The sequence below is a fragment of the Flocculibacter collagenilyticus genome, assembly GCF_016469335.1.
Classification (GTDB): domain Bacteria; phylum Pseudomonadota; class Gammaproteobacteria; order Enterobacterales; family Alteromonadaceae; genus Flocculibacter; species Flocculibacter collagenilyticus.
Window position 1 is genome coordinate 481,140 of record NZ_CP059888.1, and the last position, 19,879, is coordinate 501,018.

At 41.6% G+C, this 19,879-nt stretch carries 20 protein-coding genes and 1 tRNA gene; 15 read left to right on the forward strand and 6 right to left on the reverse strand.

Annotated elements, in window-relative coordinates; all coding sequences use genetic code 11:
* Positions 1-15 precede the first annotated feature (15 nt).
* From HUU81_RS02155 to HUU81_RS02165, 3 genes are read left to right on the forward strand one after another with little or no spacing between them, the layout of a single operon-like run.
* Positions 16-849 (forward strand): CheR family methyltransferase, encoded by an 834-nt coding sequence (locus HUU81_RS02155; RefSeq protein WP_199610638.1) that lies wholly within the window; start codon positions 16-18, stop codon positions 847-849.
* 37 nt (positions 850-886) lie between these two features.
* Entirely contained in the window at positions 887-1,525 is a 639-nt protein-coding gene (gene cheD / locus HUU81_RS02160) for a chemoreceptor glutamine deamidase CheD (protein ID WP_199610639.1), read from the forward strand.
* Between the two features lie 41 nt (positions 1,526-1,566).
* Positions 1,567-2,628 carry a protein-glutamate methylesterase/protein-glutamine glutaminase gene (locus HUU81_RS02165; RefSeq protein ID WP_199610640.1) on the forward strand — a complete coding sequence of 354 codons (1,062 nt, stop codon included), beginning with the start codon at positions 1,567-1,569 and terminating at the stop codon, positions 2,626-2,628.
* 14 nt (positions 2,629-2,642) lie between these two features.
* On the opposite strand, the gene HUU81_RS02170 is transcribed toward HUU81_RS02165, so the two are convergent.
* Positions 2,643-3,725, reverse strand: coding sequence for a polysaccharide deacetylase family protein (locus HUU81_RS02170; RefSeq protein WP_199610641.1), 1,083 nt, complete (start codon positions 3,723-3,725; stop codon positions 2,643-2,645).
* Between HUU81_RS02170 and dinF the strand changes: the two genes are divergently transcribed.
* Positions 3,693-5,027 (forward strand): MATE family efflux transporter DinF, encoded by a 1,335-nt coding sequence (gene dinF / locus HUU81_RS02175; RefSeq protein WP_199610642.1) that lies wholly within the window; start codon positions 3,693-3,695, stop codon positions 5,025-5,027. The genes HUU81_RS02170 and dinF overlap by 33 nt on opposite strands.
* Before the next feature lie 36 nt (positions 5,028-5,063).
* Here the strand turns inward: dinF and HUU81_RS02180 are convergent, their stop codons facing one another.
* Together HUU81_RS02180 and nfuA are read right to left on the reverse strand one after the other, a co-directional pair.
* Positions 5,064-5,321: a hypothetical protein gene (locus HUU81_RS02180; protein ID WP_199610643.1), complete on the reverse strand. Its 258-nt coding sequence runs from the start codon at positions 5,319-5,321 to the stop codon at positions 5,064-5,066.
* 77 nt (positions 5,322-5,398) lie between these two features.
* Complete coding sequence (gene nfuA, locus HUU81_RS02185) at positions 5,399-5,977, reverse strand: Fe-S biogenesis protein NfuA (protein WP_199610644.1); 579 nt, start codon at positions 5,975-5,977, stop codon at positions 5,399-5,401.
* A 189-nt stretch (positions 5,978-6,166) separates the two neighbouring features.
* Between nfuA and HUU81_RS02190 the strand changes: the two genes are divergently transcribed.
* Complete coding sequence (locus tag HUU81_RS02190) at positions 6,167-8,761, forward strand: M14 family zinc carboxypeptidase (RefSeq protein WP_199610645.1); 2,595 nt, start codon at positions 6,167-6,169, stop codon at positions 8,759-8,761.
* A gap of 13 nt (positions 8,762-8,774) precedes the next feature.
* On the opposite strand, the gene HUU81_RS02195 is transcribed toward HUU81_RS02190, so the two are convergent.
* Entirely contained in the window at positions 8,775-9,521 is a 747-nt protein-coding gene (locus tag HUU81_RS02195) for a ComF family protein (RefSeq protein ID WP_199610646.1), read from the reverse strand.
* Between the two features lie 124 nt (positions 9,522-9,645).
* Between HUU81_RS02195 and bioH the strand changes: the two genes are divergently transcribed.
* The 3 genes from bioH (at position 9,646) to HUU81_RS02210 (ending at position 12,110) form a co-directional block, all read left to right on the forward strand.
* Positions 9,646-10,419, forward strand: coding sequence for a pimeloyl-ACP methyl ester esterase BioH (bioH, locus tag HUU81_RS02200; protein WP_199610647.1), 774 nt, complete (start codon positions 9,646-9,648; stop codon positions 10,417-10,419).
* Between the two features lie 158 nt (positions 10,420-10,577).
* Positions 10,578-10,922: a hypothetical protein gene (locus HUU81_RS02205; protein ID WP_199610648.1), complete on the forward strand. Its 345-nt coding sequence runs from the start codon at positions 10,578-10,580 to the stop codon at positions 10,920-10,922.
* 12 nt (positions 10,923-10,934) lie between these two features.
* A complete protein-coding gene (locus tag HUU81_RS02210) occupies positions 10,935-12,110 on the forward strand; it encodes a putative metalloprotease CJM1_0395 family protein (RefSeq protein ID WP_233520557.1) in 1,176 nt (391 codons plus the stop codon).
* A gap of 186 nt (positions 12,111-12,296) precedes the next feature.
* On the opposite strand, the gene HUU81_RS02215 is transcribed toward HUU81_RS02210, so the two are convergent.
* Positions 12,297-14,654, reverse strand: coding sequence for a Tex family protein (locus HUU81_RS02215; RefSeq protein ID WP_199610649.1), 2,358 nt, complete (start codon positions 14,652-14,654; stop codon positions 12,297-12,299).
* A gap of 237 nt (positions 14,655-14,891) precedes the next feature.
* Positions 14,892-15,953: a substrate-binding periplasmic protein gene (locus tag HUU81_RS02220; RefSeq protein WP_199610650.1), complete on the reverse strand. Its 1,062-nt coding sequence runs from the start codon at positions 15,951-15,953 to the stop codon at positions 14,892-14,894.
* 205 nt (positions 15,954-16,158) lie between these two features.
* Here HUU81_RS02220 and HUU81_RS02225 point away from each other — a divergent pair.
* The 7 genes from HUU81_RS02225 (at position 16,159) to rplL (ending at position 19,802) form a co-directional block, all read left to right on the forward strand.
* A tRNA-Trp gene (locus HUU81_RS02225) sits at positions 16,159-16,235 on the forward strand.
* 98 nt (positions 16,236-16,333) lie between these two features.
* Entirely contained in the window at positions 16,334-16,711 is a 378-nt protein-coding gene (gene secE, locus HUU81_RS02230) for a preprotein translocase subunit SecE (protein WP_199610651.1), read from the forward strand.
* Between the two features lie 3 nt (positions 16,712-16,714).
* Positions 16,715-17,257 carry a transcription termination/antitermination protein NusG gene (gene nusG, locus HUU81_RS02235; RefSeq protein WP_199610652.1) on the forward strand — a complete coding sequence of 181 codons (543 nt, stop codon included), beginning with the start codon at positions 16,715-16,717 and terminating at the stop codon, positions 17,255-17,257.
* Positions 17,258-17,445: 188 nt separating this feature from the next.
* Positions 17,446-17,874: a 50S ribosomal protein L11 gene (rplK, locus tag HUU81_RS02240; RefSeq protein WP_199610653.1), complete on the forward strand. Its 429-nt coding sequence runs from the start codon at positions 17,446-17,448 to the stop codon at positions 17,872-17,874.
* Between the two features lie 3 nt (positions 17,875-17,877).
* Positions 17,878-18,579 carry a 50S ribosomal protein L1 gene (rplA, locus tag HUU81_RS02245; RefSeq protein ID WP_199610654.1) on the forward strand — a complete coding sequence of 234 codons (702 nt, stop codon included), beginning with the start codon at positions 17,878-17,880 and terminating at the stop codon, positions 18,577-18,579.
* Between the two features lie 275 nt (positions 18,580-18,854).
* The gene (gene rplJ, locus HUU81_RS02250; protein WP_199610655.1) at positions 18,855-19,349 is read left to right on the forward strand and encodes a 50S ribosomal protein L10; all 495 of its coding nucleotides are present in this window, start codon (positions 18,855-18,857) and stop codon (positions 19,347-19,349) included.
* Positions 19,350-19,433: 84 nt separating this feature from the next.
* Complete coding sequence (gene rplL / locus HUU81_RS02255) at positions 19,434-19,802, forward strand: 50S ribosomal protein L7/L12 (protein WP_199610656.1); 369 nt, start codon at positions 19,434-19,436, stop codon at positions 19,800-19,802.
* Positions 19,803-19,879: the final 77 nt, after the last annotated feature.

Sequence of the window (19,879 nt, forward strand, 5' to 3'; positions counted from 1 at the left end):
CGGTAGCGATTTAAGATGTTAAGTAACAAAGAGTTCCCAATGCGGGAGCAAGACTTTGTGAAAGTACGAGACATGGTGTACGACGCTTGCGGTATTGTGCTTGGCGAGCATAAGCGTGAAATGGTGTATTCTCGCCTTGCAAGGCGCATAAGGCATTATCAGTTTACCGATTTTGCGACTTACTTAAGCTTTCTTGAAAACAACAAAGAGCAAGAGTTTGAAGAATTTTTGAACTCTGTCACTACCAACCTAACCTCTTTTTTCAGAGAGCGGCATCACTTTGAGTTTTTGAAAAAAACGATAGTCCCAGAAATTAAAAAACGCCACCGTATCGACCACCGAGTACGTATTTGGTCAGCAGGTTGCTCTACAGGTGAAGAGCCTTACTCGATTGCGATGCAAGTGGCTAGTGAGTTTAGTGGCGCTCAATGGGACTTTAAAATATTAGCCACTGACTTAGATACCAATGTACTTGCAAAAGCGTCTAACGGCGTTTACGACATCGACGGCATTAAAGAAGAAGATAAAGCATTATGTCGAAAGCACTTTTTATTTGATAAAAGCAGCCAGCAGATTAAAGCCAAAGCAGAATTGAAAGAGTGTATTTTTTTTAAGCAGTTGAATCTATTAACCCCGTGGCCGATGAGTCAGAAATTTGATGTGATTTTCTGTCGAAATGTTGTGATTTATTTTGATCAACCAACAAAAGACAAGTTAATGAAGCGCTATGCAGAGCGGTTGGTGGACGGTGGATACTTAATTTTGGGGCATTCTGAAACGATGTCGAAATCAATTAGTGAATTTGAACCGTTAGGTAAAACCATTTACCGCAAAGTGTGCCAAGCATGATGGTTTATTCTCGCTGCTACATGGAGTTGCTGAATTGATGAATAGTGGCCCAGCAAATTTAGAAAAAGCGTTACCCGGGTTCGAGGATATTAAGCGGTATTGGGATCCCACGCGAAAATGCATTGTTGCTAAGCTATTACCGGGTGAAATTTATGTCACTAAACATGCAGAAGTATTAACCACGGTACTTGGCTCTTGTATCTCAGCCTGTATTTGGGATTCTGTGATGGGCGTTGGTGGCATGAATCACTTTATGTTGCCGCTAAAAGAAATGGTGAGTGATCACGATACTTGGCAAGATGCAGATTACTTGCACCGTTATGGCAATTGGGCGATGGAGTTTTTGATCAACGAAGTGTTGAAGAACGGTGGTAGTAAAAAAAACTTAAAAGTTAAGATTTTTGGTGGCGGTAAAATAATGAGTTCATTAACCGATGTGGGCGAGGGCAATATACAGTTTGCCATGGAGTATTTACAAAATGAAAACTTACCATTAATTGCGCATGATGTAGGGGGGCCGTGGCCAAGAAAAGTAATGTTTTTTCCAGATAGCGGCCGCGCAAAAATAAGAAAACTGCAAGAATTGAATAACGATACCATTCAACGCCGTGAGAGCCAGTATCTTAATAATATTACTGTTCAACAAACCCAAACAGCCGATATTGAACTATTTTAAATTAACATCTTCGTTTTCAGCTAGGTAATTTGTACAGCCTTATGACTAAAAAAATAAATGTATTAGTTATCGATGACTCTCCATTAATTCGCTCGTTATTAACAGAGATCTTGAATGCTGCGCCTGATATTAGAGTAATAGGGACGGCTGAAGACCCCTACGACGCACGTGAAAAAATTAAACGCCTGCAACCAGATGTGCTCACACTTGATATTGAAATGCCGAAAATGGATGGCATAAGCTTCTTACGAAACCTAATGCGTTTACACCCTTTGCCAGTCATTATGATCTCAACCTTAACAGAAGCAGGTGCACCGCAAACGTTACAAGCGTTGTCGTTAGGCGCGGTTGACTTTGTTGCTAAACCTAAACAAAACGTCACTGAAAAGTTAGTTGAGTATGCCGAAGATTTATACATTAAAATAAGGGCGGCAGCACGTGCTAGGCTGACACCGCTAAAATCTAAAACTCCGCCTGCTAAATCGTCGGTCAGTGTGGCTAATCCCAATGCACTTACCTTTAAAGCAGGGCACATAGTTGCCATTGGTGCATCCACAGGTGGTACTGAAGCCATCAAAGAGGTTGTAGTGCGTTTGCCTGCTCATTTTTGTCCTATTGTGATTGCACAGCATATACCGCCCGTGTTTAGTACCTCTTTTGCAAAGCGGTTAGATACGGCCTCTGCCATGACAGTGCATGAAGCGGAAGACGGCATGGTGCTAGAAACCGGGCATGTTTATATCGCACCGGGTGATGATCATTTAATCATTAAAAAGCTGGCAGTGGGAAGGTATCAGTGCGTGTTAACAAAAACTGAACCGGTTAATCGCCATCGCCCGTCGGTTGATGTTTTGTTTGATTCAGTGGCGTTGCATGCGGGGAGAAATGTAACCGCTGCGATTTTAACTGGCATGGGGGCTGACGGGGCAAAGGGCTTGGTCAATATCAAACGTGCTGGTGCTGTTACCATCGCGCAGGATGAGCAATCTTCAGTGGTGTGGGGCATGCCCAAAGCGGCTATTGATATTGGTGGCGCTGATAAAATAGCGCCACTGGGGGATATTGCTGATCTCCTAATGCGTTATGCATCAAGCAAAACGTAATCGGGTATGAACGCCTAATTAACGGATGATTTATTGAATACCCAAGGTTGTGAAAACCAATAAAATGCAGGGCCAGTACCTTTAGTATCGTTATTCACTTTTGCTGGTGCGGTGCAGTTGTAGCGCGAACGCCCTTCAGGTAACGGCTTAGTTGCTTGAGTAGATAGCGTGAATTCGTCTTTCCATGTCACCTCAATTTTGCCTTCATGGCTGGCATAACATTGTAACTGAGCTTTATTAAAATTCCGTGTATCCAGCTTTAAGGTTAGCGATGGTGTTGTGGATGAGGTTAGGGGATCAGCAAACTGCTTAGAAATAAAGGTAAATGGCAAACTATTTAGCTTAGTAAGTAGTGTTTTGGTATCGGCGTAAGGGCCAGATGCAGGAAAGCGGGGGATACGGGTTAAATCGTTATGAATACCTACAGCACCAGAATGTTGGCCAAAACCAATAAAATTTAAAGATGACACTAGTGACTGGATCTCACTATTGAATTCGCCATAAGGGTAAGCAAGGTAACGGAAATTATCCCCTGTGTGCTTAGCAATCATTTGTTCTGCATGAGTAAAGTCATGGGTTAATCTATCAAGCCACTGTTGTTTAGACTCGTTTGGTTGACGCTCTACTAAATAGTCGTGGTGCAAAGTGTGGTTTGCAATACTGGCACCCTGCGTTTGTAATTGCTTTAAGGTTTCCCAACTCATTGTACTATTGTGTTGGCGTGCAATCGCCCCTGGATTAACAAAAATAGTATAGGCGTAACCATACTCGTTAAGTAATGGCGCCGCATTATCTGCTACATTTTGATAGCCATCATCAAAGGTAATCACAACGGTGCGTGGCGCAATCACTTCTTTATTCTTTAATTGTGTTATTAGCTTAGCCAACGGCACAACATTAAAGTTATTGGCTTTTAATAATGCTAAATGTGATTCAAATTGTTTGGGGGATAGCGATGTAGAAAAAGGTGTGTCTTCGCTAACATGATGATATTGTAAAATAACTGCGGCACTCGCAAAATTACTCCACAACCCTCCAACGATTAGGCTAAATAAAAATACGCTATGGCATATCTTCGTTTTAACGTGACTGAACATCAAAAAATCCTCGCAATTGCACTACCAATGATTGTGTCTAATATTACCGTGCCTTTGCTTGGATTAGTAGACACTGCGGTAATGGGGCACTTAGATTCTGAAGATTATTTAGCGGGTGTTGCTGTTGGCGCGATGATTACTTCGTTTATCTTCTGGTTAATGGGCTTTTTGCGAATGGCCACAACCGGCTTAATTGCACAAGCCCACGGTGCTAAAAATTGGCAGCATATTGAACGTCATTGTCAGCAATCTATTATTATCATCGTAGTGCTTACAATCCTATTTTTGCTTTTGCATCAAACCATTAAAGTGTTTGCATTAAGCATGGCTGGGGCAAGTGAGTCAGTAACGTATTATGCTGGGCAGTATTTTGATGTACGTATTTGGAGCTTCCCGGCTGTTGCATTTAACTTGGTGATTATGGGCGTTTTACTTGGGCTGCAAAATGCAAAAGGCCCGATGATCCTGCTTATCGTTACTAATTTATTGAATATGCTGTTGGATGTTGTGTTTGTATTCGGTTTTAATTGGGATGTGAAAGGTGTGGCCGCGGCGTCACTCATTGCAGATTATGTTGGCCTTGGTTTTGGATTATACCTAGTAAGAAAAGTATTATTGGCAGCAGGTTATGCTATTCCTCGGTTTAATATTAAACAGGCAATGCAGCAAAACTATTCGCGGTTTATGTCATTAAATCGAGATATTTTAATTCGTTCGTTATGCTTGCAAATATGCTTTGTTTTTATGACGTTTGCAGGTGCCCGAATGGGCGACAATATTGTTGCGGCAAATGCGATTTTGCTCAACTTTTTAATGCTTATTTCGTTTGGCTTAGATGGATTTGCTTACGCGGCAGAAGCCTTAGTGGGTAAAGCCTATGGTGAAAGAAATACGGCCTTGATTAAGCATAACGTTAAACTCACTTTAATTTGGTCGGTACTGTTAAGCGCATTGTTTAGCGTATTTTTTGCTGTGTTTGGTGTGTATATCATCCGGCTAATGACAGATTTGCCACATATTATTACAACTGCAAACGCTTATTTTGCATGGATAATAGGGCTGCCGCTGGTGGCAGTGTGGTGCTTTCTGTTCGATGGAGTATTTATTGGATTAACACGAGCCAAAGACATGCGCAATAGCATGATTGTTTCAATGTTGTTGGGATTTTTTGCGGTATGGTGGTTGAGCCAATCGTGGGGGAATCACGGCTTATGGCTGGCGATGACGTCATTTATGCTGATGCGTGGCGTAACCTTGGCATGGCGTTATCGCATGCTGATTAATAATAAGCTAGTTGAATAGCTCATAGTTAAATAATATTAGGTCAACGTATCTTTGTTAACGCTGCCAGAATTTTGCTAAACGATTTGCCAAAATACCGATATAGCCAAGCGCACACACAATAATGGCGAAGCCTAAAATAACTAAGCCAATAATCTGATACCAGTGTGATTGATAATATCCTAATGCAATAAAGCCTACCGCAACTAAAAATAATGCTAAGCCAGTTAAGAATATTCGTAGGCTTTTTTTGGGGTTACGTCCAAGTCGGTTTAGTTGCTTTAATAAAAATATAAAAACGGCGGTATTTTTCATGCTCAGTATATTATCAACAAACAGATACAAAAAAGGAGCGTACCGCTCCTTTATATTTAATCTAGCGCGTGTGTAAATTAATAGTAAGAATGCTCACCTGCTTGGTGCTCAGTTACGTCTTTCACGCCACTTAGTTCACTTTCAAAGCGTTGAAGTAATTCTTTTTCAATGCCTTCTTTAAGTGTTACATCAACCATACTACAACCGTTGCAACCACCACCAAATTGTAAAATAGCAATCTTATCGTCAGTAATTTCGGTTACTCTTACATTACCACCATGGTTAGCAAGTTGCGGATTTATTTCAGACTCAATCACATACTGCACGCGCTCCATTAATGGCGCGTTGTCATCCACTTTACGCATTTTAGCGTTAGGAGCTTTTAACGTGAGCTGAGAGCCCATTTGGTCAGTTTGGAAATCTATCTCAGCGTCTGCTAGAAACGGGCTGCTTTCTTCATCGACAACAGCATCAAATCCATTGTAATTAAACGTTAGATCTGTTTCTTCAACAGCATCGGCAGGGCAGTAAGATACGCCACACTCAGCTTGCGGAGTACCAGGGTTAACAACAAAAACACGAATGTTGGTACCTTCTTCTTGTTGAGAAAGAAGGTTTTTAAAATGCGCTTGGGCAGTTTCGGAAATATTAATCATAACGTAAATAATATCTGACTAAATTACTCGGGAATTTGTTAATGATACTCCTTGTTTTAGGCAAGTGCCAGTATCGTGTTTAAAAAGTTCATCAGCTAGGTCATAATTAGCTAGGGTCAGTTGTTAGTGAAAAACTCACCCTCTTAAACAGTTCTAAAATTAAATTCCAAATAAATCAGTAGGCTTTTTATGCGCGGTTATGTTTTCTTTGTGTTGGCATTGGTAATAAGTAGTTGGTTAACAACGTTATCTAATAGTGTTATGGCTGCTCCTGTACAAGATTATTTACCCGATAAAGTAAAGTATGATCCTAAAATTCCTACGCCAGAACAAGTATTGGGGTTTGAGCTAGGGGATCATTATTTACGACATGATCAAGTATTACGCTATATGCAAACGTTGGCCGATACCAGTTCCCGAGTAAGCATTAAGAAAATTGGTCAAACACATGAATTGCGTGATTTGGTGTTAATGCAATTTTCTGCTGCTGATATGCAACCAAAATTGGAAGCAATTAGGCAGCAACACATCGAAAAACTCGCAACGGGGCAACCTGCGCAAGCATCAGATGTTATGGTGTTATGGATGGGCTATAGCGTTCATGGTGACGAGTCGAGCGGTAGCAATGCGGCATTAGCGGTGGCTTACTATTTAGCGGCGGCGCAAGGCGAGCACGTTAATCGATTACTCAACAACAGCGTGGTGTTATTGGATCCAAGTTTAAACCCCGATGGGTTAGACCGCTTCGCAATGTGGAGTAACATGCACCGAGGTTCAGTAGCGAGTGCTGATCCGGCACACCGTGAACATATTCAAGACTGGCCAACGGGGCGAACAAATCATTTTTGGTTTGACCTTAATCGTGACTGGCTATTACTACAGCACCCTGAATCAATTGCTCGAATTGAGCAATTTCATTTATGGAAACCCAATGTGTTAACCGATTTTCATGAAATGGGAACTGATAGCACCTATTTTTTCCAGCCGGGCATCGCCACACGTACTCACCCGTTAACGCCAGTGAAAAATACCGAATTAACTAAATCATTAGCTGCATTTCATGCTCAAGCTTTTGATCAACAAGGTCAGCTTTATTTTACTCAAGAAAGTTTTGATGACTTTTATTATGGAAAAGGCTCTACTTATCCAGATATTAATGGTTCATTAGGTATTTTATTTGAGCAAGGCAGTAGTCGAGGGAAAATACAAGAATCTATCAATGGCGTGGTTACGTTTGAGCAGGCAATTAAAAATCAAGTAACGGCGTCACTTTCAACCTTTCAAGGCGCGTTAATTAATAAAAAGCCACTGCTGGATTATCAAGCAGATTTTTACTCAAATGTTGACAAACAAGCTTCTGACGACCCATTAAACGGTTATTTGCTTTCTGAAAAGCATGACAGTTTTCGCTTAAATGCCTTATTAACAACTCTGAAGCGCCATCAAATTGAAGCCTACCAATTAACAAAAGATCTGACCTTAGATAACCAAAACTATGGCAAAGACTATAGTTATTTTGTGCCACTAGCACAGCCCCAATACCGCTTAATTAAAGCGATTTTTAGCACACAAAAACAATTTCAGGATAATACATTTTATGACGTGTCGGCGTGGACACTGCCGTATGCTTACAACATTGAATTTAAACCAGTAAAACGCAGCTGGGGTTTAAAAACACGCGAGCAAGCTTGGCAAGTTGAAACGCCAAAATTAGCTAACGTAAGTGCCACGTTGAATGAACAATCTGACTACTATGCGTATGGATTACCTTGGGATGACTACCTTGCACCAAAGTTTTTAAGCTTGGCATTACAGGCTGGCATCATTGCAAAAGTATCGAGCGAGCCATTTAATGCGATTACACAACAAGGGCAACACAGTTTTGCCAGAGGCACGATTTTATTTGCTAAAGGCGTACAAACCCAGCCAGATTGGCGAGCAAAGTTAACCAAAATTGAACAACAAACAGCATTAACATTATTGCCGATAAAATCTGGTTTAACGCCAATAGGTGCAGATTTGGGTAGCCGCTCAATGTACCCAGTAGCGCTGCCTAAGGTACTGATTATTGGCGGGAAAGGTGTAAGCCAATATGAAGTTGGCGAAATGTGGTACTACATGGATAGATATTTAGCCATTGCTCCAACTATTGTTGAAGCAAACCGTATCGCAAAGCTTGATTTATCACGTTACTCTCATATTGTGATGGCACAAGGAAACTATGATCAGCTATCCAAGTCGGCAATTGAAAACATTACGGCATGGGTGAAGCAGGGCGGCACCATTTTTGGCCAAAAATCAGGTGCAGCGTGGTTAGTTGACAATAAGCTATTAAAAACAAGCTATTTATCTAAGAAAGAGATGGCTGACCGATTTGAAACCGCTAACCTAACCTATGGTGAAAGAGAAGCGCTGCAAGGGCAGCAACGCATTGCAGGGGCCATTTACAAAACTGAATTAGACTTGACGCATCCGCTTGCATTTGGTTACAGCCATGCTGAATTACCCGTATTTAAAAATAGCACCATGCTACTAATGCCTGCTAAAGCACCGTTTACGACAGTAGCTAAGTATACTGAGAAGCCTTTACTTGCTGGATTCTCTGCTGCCAGAAATGTAGAGCAAATTGCTAAAGGTGTAACTTTGATTGCGCATAACCACGGTAAAGGCAGAGTGATTGCAAGTACTGATAATGTTAACTTCAGAGGCTTTTGGTACGGCACGAGCCGTATTTTTAGCAACGCACTCTTTTTCTCTAAGGTTTATTCAACCAAAGCAGAGTAGGTAATTTAGCGTATTAGGCTGGCGTAATTGCAAGTGTCCATATCGATACGGTTTTTACGCCTGCTTGATGCAACACTCGGGTGATTTGCTGTGCGGTAGCCCCTGTTGTGATTACATCATCAATCACCGCAACATGCTGGTAATTTGCGTTGGCGCATTTCGGGGTAAATTTAAATGTATTTATGTCCTTTTTAAGGCGGGCGATACGTGTTTTACCTGCTTGTGCTAAGCGCAAACGTGTTCGCTTTAGGCTAGTGACATCCTGCGTTATTGTTAATGAAGCACTTAGTTGTTCACTAATCAGCTGCGCTTGATTAAATCCTCGCCAGAGGTATTTGATAGGGTGTAGTGGTACAGGAATTAATACATCTGGTTTTAAGTGGGGCTGTTGCTGTAACTCAAGCTGGATCTTTTCTTTCAATAAAGTGGTCAGTAACGTGCCACTAGCGTAATGGTTTTGATATTTAAATTGAGATATCAGTTGATTAAAAGGCCATTTATATTCCGCAAGCGCAAGCTGATGTTGCCAATTTGGGCGATTCAAACCTGCTCTTATATCGTAGTAATTTAATAAGCAGCCTGTGCGTTCATGGTAGCTGGGTAAGTCTTTATAACAACATTGGCAAAGCCCTTTTACATGGCTCCATTCATCCAATGGCATTTGACACACAAAGCATCGGCTTGAAAATGATGTGCTTAAAGTTTGTTGTGCTTTTTTATAGAGCGTGTTGCTGAGTGCGCTTTTAATATCACTAAACATTGCAATTCCTTTTGCGAAACGTATGATCACGGCTTCAATTAATACCTGTGGTTAACACTGTTAGTGCGATTAGTGCAATTAGTGCAAACCGATGTCTGTTCTTATTTGAGTAAGCGTGAGTGTAATGGTTATATCGCAATATCAGCAACAAAGTAAAGCAAAGCCTACACTAGCCTTGATTCATGGCTGGGGAGTAAACCATAAAGTGTTTAGCTCGATTGAACCTGAGCTGGCTGAAAAATTCGACTTACTTTTAATTGATTTACCCGGCTTCGGCAATCAGGTTCAGCAATCAATAGCAGAGTATGATTTAGAGTCACTAGCTAACGTAGTTGCAGAACAAGTACCAGATAATGCCATTGTTTGTGGGTGGTCTTTGGGTGGTTTGGTTGCACTGAAAATGGCAATCTTAGCGCCAAAGCGATATAAGGCCATAGGCTTGATTGCAAGCTCTCCACGCTTTGTTGAAACAGATAATTGGCGAGGTATCAAGCCCTCGGTACTTACCCAGTTTGCTGCCGAATTAGCTAAAAATATTGAACAAACGATAGCTCGATTTTTAGCCATTCAAGCAATGGGGGCTGAAAATGCCCGTAGTGACATTAAACAGTTAAAAGCACAGCTATCAACTATGCCTGCGCCGTCTTCACAGGCGTTATATGCAGGCTTGGATATTTTACAAGATACAGATTTAAGAGATCAGCTAAAGTCTATTGAAATCCCGATAAAAGGGATTTTTGGCAAATTAGACAGTTTGGTGCCGTATGCAAGTGTGCAGGCATTAGCTGGGCAATCGTGCTTTTCACACTTAGCCATTATTGAAAAAGCCTCACATGCCCCGTTTGTTTCTCATAAAGAAGCGTTTTTATCGCACTTTTTTGATATGTTTGAAAATTAATAATTATTTCAATTAAGTAGCTTGGTTTTGGTTACGAAATCAAGCAGAGCGCGTGCTTTATTTGAGGCTAACGCTATTACAAATACGCTAAAAGCTTTATTTTTACTTCTGAATGGTTAATAATTATACAGTGCTATTGTAACTTTCGGGAGGTAGCCATGACAGATAACTTTGCCAGTATAAACTCAGCATTCAATTCAGGAGTGCAAGGTTTCTCACGCGCCTCTGATGGGCTTAAAGATGTAGCTTTAAATATTAATCGACGAGCTGCACAAGAGCGTGAGATCCAAAACCTACAAGATACATCAGTTGGAAATGCACGTGATCAACAAGCGCTTGAGGTTGCAGACGATGCTGTTAACCAACCGACCACACCAACGGCGCCAGATTTTACAGATTCATTAGTGCAATTGCGGGTTGAGCAACGAAATGCAGAAGTGAATGCAAAAACCATTGAAACCGCAGATGATGTACTGGGTACTATCATTGATGTAAGAGTATAGAGTGTTAATTCTATGAATATTGCGACGCCATATCCAACTCATATACCAATGAGTAACGCTAATCCCGCAACAGAGGCTGCGAAGCGGGATAGCGATGCGCGTCAGCTTATTGTTAAAACAGAAGAGATGGCGGCAGGTAACGCTGAAAAGGGCGTGGGTGCAGAGTCTGACCGTGCCAAATCTCAATCTGCCTTAGTCCAATCTCCAGTTTATGAATTTCCAAGTAATGACAAGTCTGATAAAGATGAAATTCATGAGCGAGAAAAAAATCCAGATCAAGATTCTTCTCAGCAAGAGCCTTCCCAAGACTCTTCTCAAAATGACGCGTCAGGTTCAGATTCTTCCCAATCAGGTGACACGTCAGGTGATACGTCAGGTGAAAATCAAGATGCAAATGGCAGTACCGAAGACGCTCAATCAGACGCTGAAAGGCGCGAGCAAGAGCTTGAGTTAAAGCAAGTTCAAGAACTTAAGCAACGAGATGCGGAAGTGAAAGCTCATGAGCAGGCGCATGCCGCTATTGGCGGTAGTTATGCAGGCGCGCCTTCCTATGAATATGAGACTGGTCCTGATGGTGCAAAATATGCGGTGAGTGGAGAAGTATCGATTGATACGGCACCTGTACCTGATGATGCGAGAGCAACCATAGAAAAAATGGAAACGGTGCGTGCAGCGGCATTAGCGCCAGCTGAGCCTTCTTCTCAAGATCGCTCAGTGGCTGCGCAAGCGACGCAAGAACTCAATGCTGCCCGCGCAGACTTGCTTCGAGAGAATGCTGAAGCGTTAAGTGAGCAAAAAGAAAAAGCGACTGAATTAAATGAAACCGACGAGGTTGATAACACGTTAAGCGTTGCGCCCGAAGATACTGCTTTTTTTCAACAAGCGATTGAGTCTCCGTTTGATGTTGATGCTGGCACCTTGTTACAAAAACTGCCTGACGCCATTGAGCTGAGCGATGATGACAGACTAGAACTGCAAGAGCATTCAGAGTTAGGGTTATCAGCCCCTGTAGACATTGTGCAAAGGTATGTGGCTCAGCTAAATATCGCTGAGCAAGCAACCGCGCCACCACCGTTACAATTTGACCGTGCTGCTGAAATTAATGAACGCGCAGCCCGTATTCAAAACTTTTATCAAGCGGCTACGTCGCCAGCTAACAACAACCAGTTCAGCCAACTCGTCGGCTAGCGCACTGGTCTTGTCGCGTTTATTCTATTTCACTTATTGTCAGAATAACTTATGAGTCGGTCACTTTATTCGATTGCAGAGAGTCGATTGTAAAAAATCGATTGCAAAGAGTCGACTGCAGAGGTGAGCAAGCGCAGTTTTCCATGCCTGCGCTTGCGTCAACACTGCACCGTTTATCATGTCGGACTAGTTTTTTGTTTTTGCAAATGCAGCGGCAAAAGCATCACTCATTGCTGCATTAGCTGCAGGCTTTGATTTACCTTTAGCGGAAGCGTTATTCTGTTTTCCTTTATTGGCTTGAGTGTGAGCAGGTTTACCATCCTGCTTTTTACCGGTGCCACGCTGATTGTCTTTGTTATTTGCTGCTTGCGGTTGTTCATCTAGTCGCATTGTAAAGCTGATGCGTTTGCGTTCTACATCCACTTCCATCACTTTGACTTTTACTATATCGCCAGCTTTTACGACATCTCGCGGATCAGATACAAACTTATCGGTTAACGATGAGATGTGCACTAAACCATCTTGGTGGACACCCACGTCAACAAATGCACCGAAATTGGTTACATTGCTCACCACGCCTTCTAAGATCATGCCGGGTGTTAGATCTGAAACGGTTTCGACACCTTCTTTAAAACTTGCTGTTTTGAATTCAGGCCTAGGATCTCGGCCCGGCTTGTCCAGCTCGCTTAAAATGTCGTTAATAGTAGGCAAGCCGAACTGCTCGTCGACATAGTCGCTGGCATTAACTGAGTTTAGTAAATCGCTATTGCCTATTAATGCAGACACCTCGTTATGGGTACGCGTTAAAATAGCGTTGACGAGTGGATATGCTTCTGGATGAACACTAGATGCATCAAGTGGGTTATCACCACCTGCAATCCGTAAGAAACCAGCACACTGCTCAAACGCTTTTGGCCCTAAGCGGGTCACTTTTTTTAGTTCTTTACGATTATTAAATCTACCGTGCTCATCTCGATAATTAACAATATTTTGCGCTAATGTTTTGTTTAAGCCAGATACCCGAGTTAACAGTGGTACGGATGCCATATTTAAGTCAACACCAACATTATTTACACAGTCTTCTACAACTGCATCAAGGCTTTTCGCTAGTGCACTTTGGCTTACATCGTGTTGGTACTGGCCTACGCCTATTGCCTTAGGCTCAATTTTTACCAGCTCAGCCAGTGGATCTTGCAGGCGTCTGGCAATAGACACTGCACCACGTAACGATACATCCAGTTCAGGGAACTCTAGCGCTGCAAGCTCTGATGCTGAATATACTGAAGCGCCAGCTTCGCTGACCATGATTTTACTGATATTATCCAATTCGCTTGCTTTAATGACTTCAGCAGCGAATTTATCAGTTTCCCGTGACGCTGTTCCGTTACCAATCGCTATTAGCTCTACTTTGTGTTGTTTTACTAAATTAACAATAGTACGAACCGATTTATCCCATTGATTTTGTGGCGCGTGTGGATAAATTGTTGTGGTGGCGACAAGCTTACCTGTTGCATCAACAATCGCGACTTTGGTTCCTGTTCGTAGCCCAGGATCTAAACCTAGTGTTGCCTTAGGGCCTGCTGGTGCTGCCATCAATAAATCTTTTAAGTTTTCAGCAAATACTTTAATGGCACCTTGTTCAGCGCGTTCTCTTAACTCGCTAAGTAGCTCACTTTCTAAGTGCATAGCGATTTTTACTTTCCAAGTCCATTGAATTACTTGATTGAGCCATTTGTCTGCCGGCTTACTAGAAAGTCTAAGATCAAAATAGTCAGTGATCAGTGATTCGCAATGGGAGTGTTGAATGGGTTTTTCTTGGTTAGGATCTGCATTTAGTGTGAGTTGCAATACGGATTCATTACGGCCACGAAATAGTGCTAACGCGCGATGAGACGGTATTTTACTAATTTTCTCAGCATAGTCGAAATAATCACGATATTTGGCACCTTCTTTTTCTTTGCCTTTCATTACCGTGCTTTCTAGTACCGCTTCTTTTTTTAGATAACGACGAATAGTTTCTAGTAGCTTTGCATCTTCAGCGAAGCGCTCCATTAGAATATATTTAGCACCTTCTAATGCGTCTTTTTCAGAGTGAATACCTTTATCATTGCTAACATACTCGCGTGCCGTGGCTTCAGGGTTGAGCTCTCTATTTTGCCATAATGCATCCGCAAGTGGTGCTAAGCCAGCTTCAATCGCAATTTGTCCTTTGGTTCTGCGTTTAGGTTTGTAGGGTAAATATAAGTCTTCAAGTAGTGTTTTACTTTCCGCATTTAAAATATCTTGCTCTAACTCTGATGACAGTTTGTCTTGGTCTCTGATTGTTTTTAAAATAACTTGGCGTCTATCTTCAAGTTCGCGTAAATAGGTAAGACGCGATTCAAGTGAACGTAGTTGAGTGTCGTCTAATCCACCTGTTACTTCTTTTCTGTAACGAGCGATAAATGGCACGGTTGCACCTTCATCAAGAAGCTTCATTGCTGCTGAAACCTGATTAGTATTAACCGTTAATTCAGTAGCGATGGTATTAGCGATATTTAACATAATAAGTAAAACCTTTTAAATCCGTTAATCAGTTTGTAGCGAATACAAACGAATCTTTTGTATGTACGCTGCCGTCGTTATTCTTGGCAGATTATAATGAGCATGATTTTCATATGTTATGCAGTTGATGTCCACCTAATTTATCCAAAGATAAACAGGTAAATGGCGAGCTCGTTATTTGAATTATTGACGGCTAGTATGAAAATAATACTCAGTGAGATCACATGTAATTGAAGGTTAAGGCAATAGTGGGGCGCTTTTATTGTCGTTACTTCTCATCGCTCGATTATAAATAGACAGCCAAGATTTATATTCATTCTCGCTATAACCAAATTGCTTGTACAGCGATTTAATGCGTTTGTTAACGTGCATTTTCTGTATTGCGTTATCGAGCTTTTTTATGAGCTTAATCGTATCAAGGTTGTCGCGGCGGCTGATCACATGTATGCCATTAACGACTAAGGGTTGGCCTACTTTTTTTAAACACGACTGATCTCTATCTACTCTACTTTTAGTGTGTACTAGTAAGCTCGTATGGCCATGTGAGCTCGGGCTGATTGGTTTCATTGTGGGCTGTTTATCATCTGCAAATGCTACTTTGGCAACAGGGCTTTGCTCATTTTTACAATAGATGATTGCTGAAGAATGTGAAAAAATAAGGTAATCAATGCGTTGAGCACGTAGCATTTTGAACAATGTTAATGCGTCTGCAGTATCATAGATATTCTGAAAACCTAGCTGTTTTGCATAATGAGATTGAACAGAGTCCTTGGCAACACCCACTACACTGTTAACTAAGTCAATATCTGCCAACACATTTGATGCATTAGTATTGTGAGCGAAAATGTGAATAGAGTCTGACGACAGAGGTAAAGAAAACATTGCCCACTTAGCACGTTCTTCAGTATAAATTGCACCATATACGCTTGCCAATGAGCCTGACTTTAATCGAGTGAGTGACCGAGTCCAAGAGTTATGAGCTGGAACAAGCTTTATTTTTGCAATAACAGCCGCTTCGTTTAGGATTGCCCACCCAAGATAATACGGGCCAGAGTTTGATAAAAATGCATCATGATCAGAGAACACGCTGATTTCTAATTGGCTAATAGAAGTATTAACTGAATATTGTTCAATGCTTGTATGGGGTAAGTTGTTTGAATACGCATGAATGGGGTTAGCAAGCAAAATAGCAAATAATAACCAAAGTGGGAATAATAAACGTTTCAGCTGAAAAATAAGCATTTTTACAGCCATTACCATCAACCCACTACGAATGGGCACAAAAATTCGATTAGTCATTATTAGTATTACATGCACAGACTTGCTGTAATTAAGTGTATACGCTGTTATTTATTATTCAAATGCGACATAAATATTGTAAGTTAAATAGTGGTTGTGTTCTGTTGATGACAACGTATAATACGCAACTCACTTCTTATGCTTACGCTGAAATAACTTCCCAAAAATTTCTAAATTCGCAGAGAAAGTGTACATAAAAATCGTTAGGGGTGTAGTTCCAATTGGTAGAACAGCGGTCTCCAAAACCGATGGTTGCGGGTTCGAGTCCTGCCACCCCTGCCATTTAATCTATTTTGCAAAATCGTTAATACAGCATTTTGCAAAATAGATTAGGGTCATGAAGACCATGTTAAAAATCGTGTTTTAAAAAGGTATAGAATATGAGCGCGAATGTTGAAAGCCAGTCTGGCGCAATGAACTCAATCAAATGGGTTTTGGTATTTACTATATTGGCTGGTGCTGTAGTAGGTAACTACATGTTAGACGACATGTCAGTACTGGTGAGAGCCATTGCAGTTGTGTTGGCTATAGTTGTAGCGGGTTTAATTGCTGGTCAGACAGAGAAAGGGCGTCAGTTCCTTGCTTTTTCTAAAGAAGCTAGAATCGAAGTGCGCAAAGTGGTTTGGCCAACGCGTCAAGAAACAATGCATACTACTTTTATTATTATGATAGCAACAGCGATAATGGCTCTATTATTATGGGGTCTTGACTCGATATTATTTAAAGTTGTTGGCTATTTAACTTCGTTGGAGATTTAATTCATGTCTGATAAGTTACGTTGGTACGTTGTACAAGCATTCTCTGGCTATGAAAACCGTGTAGCAACGTCGCTACAAGAGTACATTAAGCTACATACAATGGAAGACAAGTTCGGTGAGATTTTAGTACCTACCGAAGAAGTTGTAGAAATGCGCGCTGGCCAAAAACGTCGTTCAGAACGCAAGTTTTTCCCAGGCTATGTACTTGTACAAATGGTAATGGATGACGAATCTTGGCACTTAGTAAAAAGTGTGCCACGTGTACTTGGCTTCATCGGCGGTACAGCAGAGCGTCCAGCACCTATTTCTCAGCGTGAAGCAGATGCAATATTGAATCGTTTACAAGAAAGTGTTGATAAGCCTAAGCCTAAAACATTGTTTGAGCCGGGTGAAGTGGTACGTGTTGTTGACGGTCCATTTGCTGACTTTAATGGCGTGGTTGAAGAAGTTGATTACGAAAAAAGCCGCGTAAAAGTATCAGTCTTAATCTTTGGCCGTTCAACGCCAGTTGATTTAGAGTTCGGTCAAATCGAAAAAGATAAATAAAATTTAATCGTTTAATTCTTGAACAAGGCCGTGCATTGCTTTACAATGTGCGGCCTTTTTGTGTTTAAAAGGCTATAAGCTGTATTTTTTTCATGCTTATATGTTCATTCAACGGGAAGTCGTTTGAGTAATCTGCCGTACTCTGTTCGGTGATTACGAGACATTGACCCATTAACTGAGGAAAAGCAATGGCTAAAAAAGTCGAAGCGCTAATCAAGCTGCAAGTTGCAGCTGGTATGGCAAATCCGAGTCCACCAGTTGGTCCTGCACTAGGTCAACATGGTGTAAATATCATGGAATTCTGTAAAGCATTTAACGCACGTACAGATGGCATCGAAAAAGGCGCACCAGTTCCAGTAATTATCTCTGTATACGGTGACCGCTCGTTCACATTCGAAATGAAGACTCCTCCAGCATCTTACCTTCTTAAGAAGGCTGCTGGTATCAAGTCTGGCTCTGGCCGTCCTAACACTGAGAAAGTAGGCACAGTAACACGTGCTCAACTTGAAGAGATCGTTAAGACTAAAGAACCTGATTTAACAGCTGCTGACTTAGACGCTGCTGTTCGTACTATCGCCGGCTCTGCTCGTGCGATGGGCCTAAATGTGGAGGGCTAATTGATGGCTAAACTTACTAAGCGTATGCGCACAATTCGTGAAAAAGTTGATGTGACTAAAGAATACGAATTCAATGAAGCTATCACTCTTTTAAAAGAATTAGCGACTGCTAAATTTGTAGAAAGTGTTGATGCTGCAATCAATCTTGGTATTGATGCACGTAAATCAGACCAAAACGTTCGTGGTGCAACTGTACTACCACACGGTACTGGCCGTGACGTTCGCGTTGCTGTGTTCACTCAAGGTGCAAACGCAGACGCAGCTAAAGAAGCTGGTGCTGATCTAGTTGGTATGGAAGATCTTGCTGAAAAAGTGAAAGCTGGCGAGATGGATTTTGACGTAGTAGTTGCTTCTCCAGATGCAATGCGCGTTGTTGGCCAACTTGGTCAAATTCTAGGTCCACGTGGCCTAATGCCTAACCCTAAAACAGGTACTGTAACACCTAATGTTGCAGAAGCTGTTAAAAACGCGAAAGCGGGTCAGGTTCGCTACCGTAATGATAAAAACGGTATCATCCATACAACTATTGGTAAGGTTGATTTCGGTGCAGAGCAACTTCAAGAAAACCTTGAAGCATTAATTGCTGCACTGAAAAAGGCTAAGCCTTCATCTGCTAAAGGTACTTACCTTAAGAAAGTTAGCATCTCTACAACAATGGGTGCTGGCGTTGCAGTTGATCAGGGTACATTAAATACTCAAGCTTAAACGTTTACAAGGGGTGAAAATTAATCTATAATCTTGCCCCTTTTTTACGTATTCGGGTTGAAGCTTATTCTTAATGGGTAAGCTTCCATCCAAGACCGTAGGTGTTATTGGGTGTTTTATTACTCAAAGCTTAATATTTGCCTGCGTAGATGGTGATAACCTCAGAAGAATTCCTAAACGCTTCTGGCTTTTCACCGAAAAAGTCGCTTAGATACTATGTATTTAAGTATAAGTAAACCAGAGCATTGCTCTGATAATAACCAGGAGTTAAGCAAATGGCATTAAATCTTGATGGCAAAAAAGCGATTGTTGCTGAAGTCCAAGAAGCTGCCAAAGGCGCTCAGTCTGCAGTAGTTGCAGATTCTCGTGGTGTAACTGTTGGCGCAATCACTGCTCTTCGTAAAGAAGCGCGTGAAAATGGCGTGTGGATGAAGGTTGTTCGCAACACTTTAGCACGTCGCGCAGTTGAAGGTACTGATTTTGAGTGCCTTACTGAATCATTTGTTGGTCCTACGCTTATTGCGTTCTCGTCTGAGCACCCAGGTGCTGCAGCGCGTATCTTTAAAGATTTCGCGAAAAAGAATGCAGAATTTGAGCTTAAGACAGCAGCATATGAAGGCAACGTTGTAGATGTAGAGTTGTTAGCAACACTACCAACTTACGACGAAGCAGTTGCACGTTTAATGAGCGCAATGAAAGAAGCATCTGCGGGCAAACTTGTTCGTACGATTGCAGCAGTTCGCGAACAGAAAGAAGAGCAAGCAGCTTAAGTTTAATAGCTGTTTTATTTGCTAAAAGTATAATCTGGTATGTATACCGTTTTAACACATACCACATAATTAGGAATGATAGAAATGTCTGTAACTAAAGACCAAATCTTAGACGCTATTGCTGAAATGTCAGTAATGGAAGTTGTTGAACTTGTAGAAGCAATGGAAGAAAAATTCGGCGTAACTGCAGCTGCTGCTGTTGTTGCTGGTCCAGCTGCTGGCGGTGACGCTGCAGAAGAGCAAACTGAATTTGACGTAATCCTTGCTAGCGTTGGCGGTAACAAAGTTGCTGTTATCAAAGCAGTACGTGGCGCTACAGGTCTTGGCCTTAAAGAAGCTAAAGGTGTTGTTGATGGCGCACCTGCTCCTCTTAAAGAAGGTATCTCTAAAGAAGAAGCTGAAGCTCTTAAGAAAGATCTTGAAGAAGCTGGTGCTACTGTTGAGATCAAATAATCTAACACCTGTTAGATTAACAAAGGCTGGTGGTTTTTTAACCACCGGCCTTTTTGCGCTGTAGGAAGTTGCTTAAA